This window comes from Streptomyces sp. NPDC006294 (assembly GCF_042870895.1).
Classification (GTDB): Bacteria; Actinomycetota; Actinomycetes; order Streptomycetales; family Streptomycetaceae; genus Streptomyces.
In genome coordinates, this window is sequence record NZ_JBIAHV010000020.1 from 1 (window position 1) to 8580 (window position 8580).

The 8580-nt window shown below is 71.6% G+C and carries 10 protein-coding genes; 9 read left to right on the plus strand and 1 reads right to left on the minus strand.

Annotated elements, in window-relative coordinates; all coding sequences use genetic code 11:
* Nucleotides 1-311: 311 nt before the first annotated feature.
* The 8 genes from ACFYOP_RS28830 (at nucleotide 312) to ACFYOP_RS28865 (ending at nucleotide 7026) form a co-directional block, all read left to right on the plus strand.
* On the plus strand, nucleotides 312-902 hold the full coding sequence (locus tag ACFYOP_RS28830; RefSeq protein ID WP_356896788.1) for a redoxin domain-containing protein: 591 nt from the start codon (nucleotides 312-314) through the stop codon (nucleotides 900-902).
* Between the two features lie 6 nt (nucleotides 903-908).
* Nucleotides 909-1913 (plus strand): cytochrome c biogenesis protein CcdA, encoded by a 1005-nt coding sequence (locus ACFYOP_RS28835; protein ID WP_356896786.1) that lies wholly within the window; start codon nucleotides 909-911, stop codon nucleotides 1911-1913.
* Between the two features lie 122 nt (nucleotides 1914-2035).
* Entirely contained in the window at nucleotides 2036-3043 is a 1008-nt protein-coding gene (locus ACFYOP_RS28840; protein WP_356896784.1) for an NADP-dependent oxidoreductase, read from the plus strand.
* Nucleotides 3040-3834, plus strand: coding sequence for an SDR family NAD(P)-dependent oxidoreductase (locus ACFYOP_RS28845; RefSeq protein ID WP_356896782.1), 795 nt, complete (start codon nucleotides 3040-3042; stop codon nucleotides 3832-3834). The genes ACFYOP_RS28840 and ACFYOP_RS28845 overlap by 4 nt, the downstream gene beginning before the upstream one ends.
* A gap of 156 nt (nucleotides 3835-3990) precedes the next feature.
* Complete coding sequence (locus ACFYOP_RS28850; protein WP_356896780.1) at nucleotides 3991-5091, plus strand: YihY/virulence factor BrkB family protein; 1101 nt, start codon at nucleotides 3991-3993, stop codon at nucleotides 5089-5091.
* Nucleotides 5092-5169: 78 nt separating this feature from the next.
* A complete protein-coding gene (locus ACFYOP_RS28855; RefSeq protein WP_356896778.1) occupies nucleotides 5170-5586 on the plus strand; it encodes a phage holin family protein in 417 nt (138 codons plus the stop codon).
* Entirely contained in the window at nucleotides 5583-5957 is a 375-nt protein-coding gene (locus ACFYOP_RS28860; protein WP_356896776.1) for a DUF3618 domain-containing protein, read from the plus strand. Before ACFYOP_RS28855 ends, ACFYOP_RS28860 begins: the two co-directional genes overlap by 4 nt.
* Before the next feature lie 244 nt (nucleotides 5958-6201).
* Nucleotides 6202-7026, plus strand: a complete 825-nt coding sequence (locus tag ACFYOP_RS28865; RefSeq protein WP_356896774.1) for a hypothetical protein — start codon at nucleotides 6202-6204, stop codon at nucleotides 7024-7026.
* A 64-nt stretch (nucleotides 7027-7090) separates the two neighbouring features.
* On the opposite strand, the gene ACFYOP_RS28870 is transcribed toward ACFYOP_RS28865, so the two are convergent.
* Nucleotides 7091-7906, minus strand: a complete 816-nt coding sequence (locus ACFYOP_RS28870; protein ID WP_356896772.1) for a metalloregulator ArsR/SmtB family transcription factor — start codon at nucleotides 7904-7906, stop codon at nucleotides 7091-7093.
* Between the two features lie 480 nt (nucleotides 7907-8386).
* On the opposite strand from ACFYOP_RS28870, the gene ACFYOP_RS28875 reads away from it, so the two are divergent.
* The coding region (locus ACFYOP_RS28875; protein ID WP_356896770.1) for a general stress protein at nucleotides 8387-8580 on the plus strand (194 nt) is incomplete at its 3' end.

The window sequence follows — 8580 nt, forward strand, 5'->3', positions numbered from 1 at the left end:
GTTCGTACCTCTTTGTGCCACGGACGACCTCGCCGGCATTGCTCTACACAGCGACTGGTTCGCACTTCCTAATCGGCGGCCGAGTCGTCGTAGGGCGCCGGGCGGCGAAGCCTGGTGAGCCACGAGACGGCAGCGGGCTGATAGCCACACCCAGCACCCCTGGGCGACCCCACCCTACGAATGGCTCGATCAACCCGATCAAGAAGGTAGAGCGGGCTGACGTCATGGAACCGTAAGCACCTTCGTGCCCCGCAACGGCCGCCGCGCGGCCTAGAGTTTAGCCGATCCCGACCACAGGAGCTGTCCTTACCATGCTGCGTGCCCGCCTGTTCCTCCCCGCCGTGCTGGCCACCACCGCGCTCGCCCTCGCCGGCTGCGGCACCGAGGAGCCCGCCGCTGGCGGCGACACCGAGAAGTCCGCCACGGCCGGGACCGCCGGTGCCGCGTCGCCCGACGCCTCCGCGCCGGCACAGGCCGGGTCCGACGCGACAGCGGTCCCCGACACGCTGCGGTTCACCGGAACGACCGTCGACGGCCGGCCCTTCGACGCGGCGACGCTGGCGGGCAAGCCCGCCGTGCTGTGGTTCTGGGCCCCCTGGTGCCCCACCTGCAAGGGACAGGGGCCCGAAACCGCCGAGGTCGCCGCCGAGTTCGACGGCAAGGCGAACGTGGTCGGGGTGGCCGGCCTGGACAAGCCGCAGGCCATGAAGGACTTCGTCGCCGACACGAAGGTCGGCGCGTTCCCGAACCTGTCCGACGAGGACGGCGACATCTGGAAGAAGTTCGCGATCACCGAGCAGAGCGTCTACGTGATCCTGGACAAGGACGGCAAGACGGTCTTCACCGGCAGCCTCCCCGGCGGCAAGGGTCTCGCCGACAAAGTCCGCCCGCTCGTCGGCTGATCCGGAATGACCGATCTGCCCCTCGCTCTCGCGCTGACCGCGGGCATGCTCGCCGCGGTCAACCCCTGCGGCTTCGCGCTGCTCCCGGCGTATCTGTCCCTGCTCGTCCTCGGCGACGATTCCCCCACCCGGGCGGCCGCCGTCACCCGCGCGCTCGCGGCCACCGCCGCCATGACCGCCGGGTTCGCCGCCGTCTTCGCCCTCTTCGGGCTCGCCATCGCCCCTGTCGCGGGCCAGGTGCAGCAGCATCTGCCGTGGTTCACCATCGCCTTCGGACTCCTGCTCGCCCTGGCCGGCGCCTGGCTGGTGGCCGGCCGCGACCTGCCCGCCCTGCTCCCCAAACTGCGCCGCGCCCCGAACGTCAGCCGCTCCGCGCCGTCGATGGCCCTGTTCGGCGCCGCCTACGCCGTCGCCTCCCTCGGGTGCACCATCGCCCCGTTCCTCGCGATCGTCGTCTCCGCCTTCCGCAGCGGCTCCACCGTCGACGGCATCACCCTCTTCACCGCGTACGCGGCCGGGATGGGCCTGGTCGTCGGCGCCGCCGCGCTGTCCGTCGCGCTCACCCGCACCGCCCGGGTCGCCGGCCTGCGCCGCCTCGGCTCCCTCGCCTCCCGTGTCGGCGGTGGGCTGCTCCTCCTCGTCGGCGCGTATGTCGCCTACTACGGCTGGTACGAGATCCGCGCCCAGCGCGATCCCGTCACCGAGGACCCGGTCATCGAGGTCGCCGGCGCGATCCAGCGGGCCCTCGCGGACGCCCTGGGCGCCGTCGGGCCCGTGGCCGTCGGCGTCTTCCTCGCCGCGCTGCTGGCCGGGGGCGTACTGCTCCGCCGCCGGCGCCCCGCTGTTGCGAGCCAGGCTCCCGCCGACGCCGAGGCGGACACCGAGCCCCGCTCCGCCGACGAGGCCGCGCCCGAGCGCGAGGCGGATCCGAAGCCGCGGCCCGGCCCCGGGACCGCCCACGAGCCCCGTCCCGAGCGCGACCGTGACCCCGACGCCGCGCCTGCCTCGTAACGCTCGGCCGGCCGCGGTCAGGGCCGTGCCGGCCCGCACCGGGAGGGTGTGACGCACCTCACGGGCACAGACGTACCTACTGGTCGGTATGGTCAAGGGGTTCATGGACGACAGGAGGCCTCATGTCTGCGACCAACCGCCAGATCCGCCTGGCAGCCCGCCCCGTGGGTGATGTGAAACCAGAGGACTGGGAACACGTCTCCGCACCCGCGGAGGCGCCCGGTCCCGGCCAGTTCGCGGGCAGGACGCGCGTCATCTCGCTGGACCCCGCGATGCGCGGCTGGCTCGACGACCGGCCGTCCTACCTCCCGCCCGTCGGTCTCGGTGACGTGATGCGCGCCGGGTCGGTCGTCGAGGTGACCGCCTCCCACCACCCCGACTTCCAGCCCGGGGACCACGTGGTGGGCACCTTCGGCGTCCAGGAGCACGTCGTCTCCGACGGCAGGGGCGCGCTGAAGATCGACACCTCGCTCGCACCGCCGTCGACCTACCTCGGCGCCCTCGGCATGCCCGGCATGACCGCGTACTTCGGACTGCTGGACGTCGGCGCCCTCAAGGAGGGCGAGACCGTCGTCGTCTCCGGCGCGGCCGGCGCCGTCGGCACCATCGTCGGCCAGATCGCCAAGGTGAAGGGCTGCCGTGTCGTCGGCATCGCCGGCGGACCCGAGAAGTGCAGGCTGCTCACCGAGGAGCTGGGCTTCGACGCGGCGATCGACTACCGGGCCGGCGATGTGAAGCGCGCACTGCGCGAGCACACTCCCGACGGCATCGACGTCTACTTCGACAACGTCGGAGGGGACATCCTCGACGCCGCGCTCACCCGGCTGGCCATGAACGCCCGCGTCGTGATCTGCGGCGCGATCAGCCAGTACAACAACTCGACCCCGGTCAAGGGCCCGTCGAACTACATGACACTGCTGGTGCGCCGCGCCCGCATGGAGGGCTTCGTGGTCTTCGACTACGCCAAGCGCTACGCGCAGGCCGGGCAGGAGATCGCCGGCTGGATCGGCGAGGGCCGGCTCAAGGTCAAGGAGCATGTGGTGAAGGGCTCGGTGGACGACTTCCCCGAGACGCTGCAGATGCTCTTCCGCGGCGAGAACGTCGGCAAGCTCGTGCTGGAGCTGGCGTGAGCGCCGGGGGCGCGGCCGCCACGAGCGCCCAGGAAGCGGCGCCGCTGCACGGCAAGGTCGCGATCGTCACGGGCGGCGCCAGTGGGCTGGGCCGGGCCACCGCGCTGGCGCTGGCGGCGGCCGGGGCCGAGGTCGTCGTCGCCGACCTCGACGTGGACGGCGGCCGTGAGGTGGCCGACATGGTCGGCGGCAGCTTCCGGCCCTGCGACGTCTCCGACCTCGACGCGAACCGCGCACTGGTGGACTTCGCCGTCGAGCGCCACGGCGGTGTCGACATCGCCTTCCTGAACGCGGGCGTGTCGACGGGCTGCGGCGTCGGCGACGACTTCGACCTGGCACGGTACCGCCGCGCCATGGGCGCCAATCTCGACGGTGTCGTCTTCGGCGCCCACGCGGTCCTGCCGGCGCTGCGGGCACGTGGCGGCGGGGCGATCGTGGCGACCGCGTCCCTGGCGGGTCTGGCCTCGGTACCGCTCGACCCGCTGTACGGGGCGAACAAGCACGCCGTCGTCGGTCTCGCCCGTTCGCTCGGGCCGGCGCTGGCCCCCGAGGGCATCCGGTTCAACGCGATCTGCCCGGGTTACGCGGAGTCGCGCATCATCGACCCGCTGCGCGGCATGCTCTCCGAGCAGGGCATGCCCGTCATCCCGGCCAAGGTCGTCGCCGACACGGTCCTGCGCATCGTCACCGGCGACGCCGCAGGGGAGTGCTGGTTCGTCCAGGCGGGCCGGGAGCCGGAGCCGTTCCGCTTCCGGAACGTGCCGGGACCGGGGCAGCCTGCGTACGCCTGACGCCCCCTGCCCGGCCGGGGCGGTGCACACCGGTCACCCGGGCGGGATCGCGAGAATGCGCGCGATCCTGCTCGGGCTGGCGGACAAGGCTGCTCCGTCGGAATGAAATCGGGCGAAACTGGGCGTAGGCCGGACCATGCCGGTTACTCGGCCGGCATGTCCAGTGAATACAGCAGCGAACACAGCGGTGAGCACGAAGACGACGCGCGCCGGGCAGGCCGCGGCGAGCGGGACTCCGGACCCGGCCGGCGGGCCGGCCGCGACACGCCCGACAGCCCCGCGGCGGTGGGCAAGGCGTCCTGGCCGGCGGTCCTGAAGCGCACGCTCAAGGAGTTCAAGCAGGACGAGCTGACCGACCGGGCGGCGGGCCTCACGTACTACGGCATTCTCGCGCTGTTCCCGGCCCTGCTGGTGCTGATCTCACTGCTCGGGATCGCCGGCAGTTCGGCCACGCAGACCGTCCTGGACAACATCCAGAAACTCGCCCCCGGCGCGGCCCGCGACGTGCTCACCAACGCGGTGAACCAGTTGCAGGGCAGCGCGGGCGTCGGCTCCATCCTTGCGATCGTCGGCCTGCTGGGCGCCCTCTGGTCGGCGTCCGGCTACGTCGCGGCGTTCATCCGGACCTCCAACGCCGTCTACGACCTGCCCGAGGGCAGGCCCGTGTGGAAAGTGCTTCCGGTCCGCGTCGGTCTGACCCTGGCGCTGATGATCCTTGCCACCGTGAGCGCGCTGATCGTGGTCCTCACCGGCGGCCTCGCCCGCCAGCTCGGCACCGCCCTCGGCATCGGCGACACCGCCCTGACGGTGTGGTCGATCGCCAAGTGGCCCGTACTGGTGCTGCTGGTGACGATCATGCTGGCGCTCCTCTACTGGGCGGCGCCCAACGCGAAGGGCCGCGGCTTCAAGTTCGTGTCCCTGGGCAGCTTCCTGGCCCTGCTGATCTGGCTGGTGGCCTCCGCCGGCTTCGCGTTCTACGTGGCCAACTTCGGTTCGTACAACAAGACCTACGGCACCCTGGCCGGCGTCATCATCTTCCTGGTCTGGCTGTGGATCACCAACCTCGCGGTCCTGCTGGGCCTGGAGTTCGACGCCGAGATGGCCAGGGAACGGGCCATCATCGGCGGGCACCCGCGCCTGGAGGAGCCGTACGTCGAGCCCCGGGACACCCGGAAGTGGAGCGAAGAGGACCGCAGGGCCATGGGCCGCACCGGTCCCGGCACCGATCCGGGTCCCGCGGACCGTAGCGCGGGCTGACCGGACGGGCGGGGCGCGCCCACGTCGCGCCGGCGCCCCGTGCCACCAAGGGACTTCGGCAGAGGAGGACGGGAAAGCATGGACAGGTCACCAGGAACCACGGCCCCTCACCGGGACGACTCGGTGGGGGAGCTGGTCAAACAGGCGTCCGACCAGATCTCCCGGCTGGTGCGCCAGGAAATGCGCCTGGCGCAGGCGGAGATGAAGCAGAAGGGCAGGCGGTTCGGCTTGGGCGGGGGCCTGTTCGGCGCCGCCGGACTCGTCGCCTTCCTCGGACTGCAGGCCCTCGTCGCGACCGCCGTCATCGCACTCGCTCTCGTATGGCCGCTGTGGCTGTCCGCCCTCGTGGTCATGGCCGTGCTGTTCGTGGTCGCCGGGGTGCTCGCCGTCGCCGGCAGGAAGCAGATCAAGGAGGGCGCCCCGCCCGCGCCCCAACAGGCGGTCGACAACGTCAAGGCCGACATCGCCCAGATCAAGGAGAGCGCACACCGATGACCGACAACGCCCCGCGCGGACACGACCCCACCCCCGACGAGCTGCGCGAGCAGGCTCGCGCCACCCGCGAAGAGCTCGCGCACACGGTCGAGGCGCTCGCCGCCAAGGCGGACGTCAAGGCCCAGGCCCAGCAGAAGGCGTCCGAGACCAGGGCGCAGACCCGGCGGAAGGCCGCGGAGGCCAAGCACCAGGTCCACGACACAACGGCGCATGCGCTGCGAACGGCACGCGACAAGACGCCCGAACCGGTACGCGAGAAGACCGCACACGCGGCCACGGCGGCGAACGAGCACCGCGGCCTGATGCTCGCCGCTCTGGCGGCGGCCGCCGTCGTCACCGTGCTCCTGTACAGGAAGCGGTGCGGACGATGAAGACCTCCAAGGCCGTCCACAAGCCCGTCGGCATGGCGATGGGGGCGGTCGACCGCGCCGGCGCCACCGTCGTCCACCGCCGCTCCTGGCCCGGCTGACTGCGCGGTAGGGGCCCTCGGCGGTACGTTTGCGGCACGCCTGTCCGAGTGGGCGGGGCGATCGAGGGCGGGGGACAGGGAACAGTGGGCGTTGTGCAGAGGCGGTCGGCGCGGTCCGTCGGTACCGTCACCGGGGGTTGGGCCGCATGACCGTGCTGCGGCACTCCGTCACCGTCGTCGCACTGGAGCCGCACTGGATCGAGGAGCTCGCCGGGCTGATCCTCGATTTCGCCGAATCCACCCGGGAGCGCGGGGAGGAGATCGTGCTGGAGGACGGGCGGCCGGTCGTGGACGTGCGGCTGGTCGAGGGGCGGCATCTGCACCCCGGTGCTCGGTACGAGCTCTTTGAGGACGGAGCCACGGACAAGCAGACGGTGCTCGTACGCGAGTGGCGGCGCGGTGACGCGATCGCCGTGGAACAACTGCTGCTGTCCGATGGCATGACGGCGCGGACGGTTCTGCGGCTGCACAGCCCCGGCCAGCCGCTGCTGCTGGAGGCCGACGGGCAGGTGCGGGGGCCGGAGGGTTCGGGCCCGCTGCGCCGGGGGTCGGGAGAGGCCCGACTCGATCTGGCCGCGTGGTGGGCGGCGGTCCAGCTCGCGCCCGGGGCCCCGTCGGCGGCGCCCACCCCGGCGACGGTACGGCTGAAGCACCGCCTGTGCGAGGCGCGGCTGGATCTGCGGCCCCGCCGGGCCGAGAGGGGCCGGTGGCAGGTGGACGTCGCGGTCACCGTGCGCGGGCGGTGGCTGTTGCGGCCCGTCGTCGCTGTCGCCCTTGTGGTCGCCCGGCGCCGGGTGCGCCGGGGCTTCCGGTCCGCGGTGCAGGAGGCGGCCGATGGATGGAACCGGGAGATCGGCGAACTGCTGACGCTCGGCCCGGACGCCATCCGGGCCGAACTCGCGAGGCAGGCCACCGAGCGGCCCCCGCAGGAGGACCCGCAGGAACAGACGGGCGCCGGTCCCGCGTACTGAGCCCCAGTCGCGGCCCAGGTCGCGGCCCTGGTCGCATCCCAAGTCGCGGCCCCGGTCGTGCCGTTCAGCCGGTCCGGTCCGTGGGCTCGGGCTCGGGCTCGGAAAGTGTGTCGCCGGTCTCCAGGAGGGTCTTGAGGCTCGAGAGGAGGGCCGGCCAGCCTTCCTGGACCATGTCCCGGACGGTGCTGCCGGGGTCGAAACCGTCGTGGACGACGGTGAGCTTCACCGTCTCACCGTGGGGCTCGAGGTCGAACGTGACCTTCGACCTCCGCTCGGCGGAGATCCTGGCGAGGGTCTCGTCGTCCACGTTGGCCGCCTCCGCCCACTGCGGGGTGAAGGTGTGCCAGGTGTAGGTGAGCCGCCGGTAGGGCTCGGATTCGAGGACCACCTGCTCCGGGTCGACGGACTTGACGCCCTGGCCTTCCCAGGTCATGGGCGATCCGGTCCGCCAGTCGGTCGCGAACTCCATGCCCCAGTAGCGACGGGTGAACGCCGGGTCGGTCAGGCCCTGCCAGAGTTTCTCGGGCGTGGTCCTGATGTAGGTGGTGTAGACGAACGCGTTGCTGTCCATGGCGGTGCTCTCCAGTGTCTGTTTCAGCTCGGTGAGTGCGTGTGCCCGCTCCCGGTCGTAGCGGCTCATCCAGCGCTCGGCGATGGCGTTGATCGGCTCGGCGTTGAGGTAGTGCAGCTTCTCCCGGCCCCGCCGGACGGTGGTGACCAGGTTGGCCACCTCCAGCTGAGCCAGGTGCTTGCTGACCGACTGGCGGGCCATGTCCAGTTCCGAGCACAGCTCCCGCAGAGTCTGGCCGTTGCGGGCGTTGAGGCTGTCCAGCAGCCTCCTGCGGCCGGCGTCGGCCAGCGCCTTGAAGACCTCGTCCATAGCGACCCTCCGACATGCAGCCAATCAGTTGCATAAAACGATAGGCACCCATCCGGCTGCATGTCAATCGGGCGATCGGATGGGGTGGGCGAGTCGGTGGCCGGAAGTGATCGCGCACGGGCCGACGTCCCTCCATCTGCGCACAGGAACGTGGCCTTCGCCCACCGAGACCAGAGCGGGGGTCCGGCGAGGTTCCTGCCGGCGAGGGGTCGCGTTGGTCGGCGAGCCGCCGAGGCGTGTCCAGGTGAACTCGGTCCTCGCCTGACGCGACGTATACGGGTCGTACGTCGCTCGAACGCCGTCCGCGTCGGCAACTCCGGGCACAGGGAGTGCATTTGGAGATACCCAACCGCCTGATCCGGCAATGTCTGTGACCAATAGTCAGTAAAACGTCGGGAGCGTGCTGATTGGGGCATCTCGCCATGGGCACTCGCGGTGTCGTAAGAGACCCCCACAACAACCCGAGGGAAAGGAGCAGTCATGGCTGCGTCCAACAACTCCGGTAACTTCGCCGACGATCCGCAGCGGGCCTCCGAGGCCGGCCGGAAGGGCGGTCACGAGAGCGGCGGGAACTTCGCGAACGATCCGCAGCGGGCGTCGGAGGCCGGCCGGAAGGGCGGTCACGAAAGCGGTGGCAACTTTGCCAACGATCCGCAGCGGGCGTCGGAGGCCGG

What these genes read in the sequence shown, in the direction of transcription:
- ACFYOP_RS28830 (WP_356896788.1), top strand. Translation starts at nt 312, where the DNA reads ATGCTGCGTGCCCGCCTGTTCCTCCCCGCCGTGCTGGCCACCACCGCG.
- ACFYOP_RS28835 (WP_356896786.1), top strand. Translation starts at nt 909, where the DNA reads ATGACCGATCTGCCCCTCGCTCTCGCGCTGACCGCGGGCATGCTCGCC.
- ACFYOP_RS28840 (WP_356896784.1), top strand. Translation starts at nt 2,036, where the DNA reads ATGTCTGCGACCAACCGCCAGATCCGCCTGGCAGCCCGCCCCGTGGGT.
- ACFYOP_RS28850 (WP_356896780.1), top strand. Translation starts at nt 3,991, where the DNA reads ATGTCCAGTGAATACAGCAGCGAACACAGCGGTGAGCACGAAGACGAC.
- ACFYOP_RS28855 (WP_356896778.1), top strand. Translation starts at nt 5,170, where the DNA reads ATGGACAGGTCACCAGGAACCACGGCCCCTCACCGGGACGACTCGGTG.
- ACFYOP_RS28860 (WP_356896776.1), top strand. Translation starts at nt 5,583, where the DNA reads ATGACCGACAACGCCCCGCGCGGACACGACCCCACCCCCGACGAGCTG.
- ACFYOP_RS28865 (WP_356896774.1), top strand. Translation starts at nt 6,202, where the DNA reads ATGACCGTGCTGCGGCACTCCGTCACCGTCGTCGCACTGGAGCCGCAC.
- ACFYOP_RS28870 (WP_356896772.1), bottom strand. Translation starts at nt 7,906, where the DNA reads ATGGACGAGGTCTTCAAGGCGCTGGCCGACGCCGGCCGCAGGAGGCTG.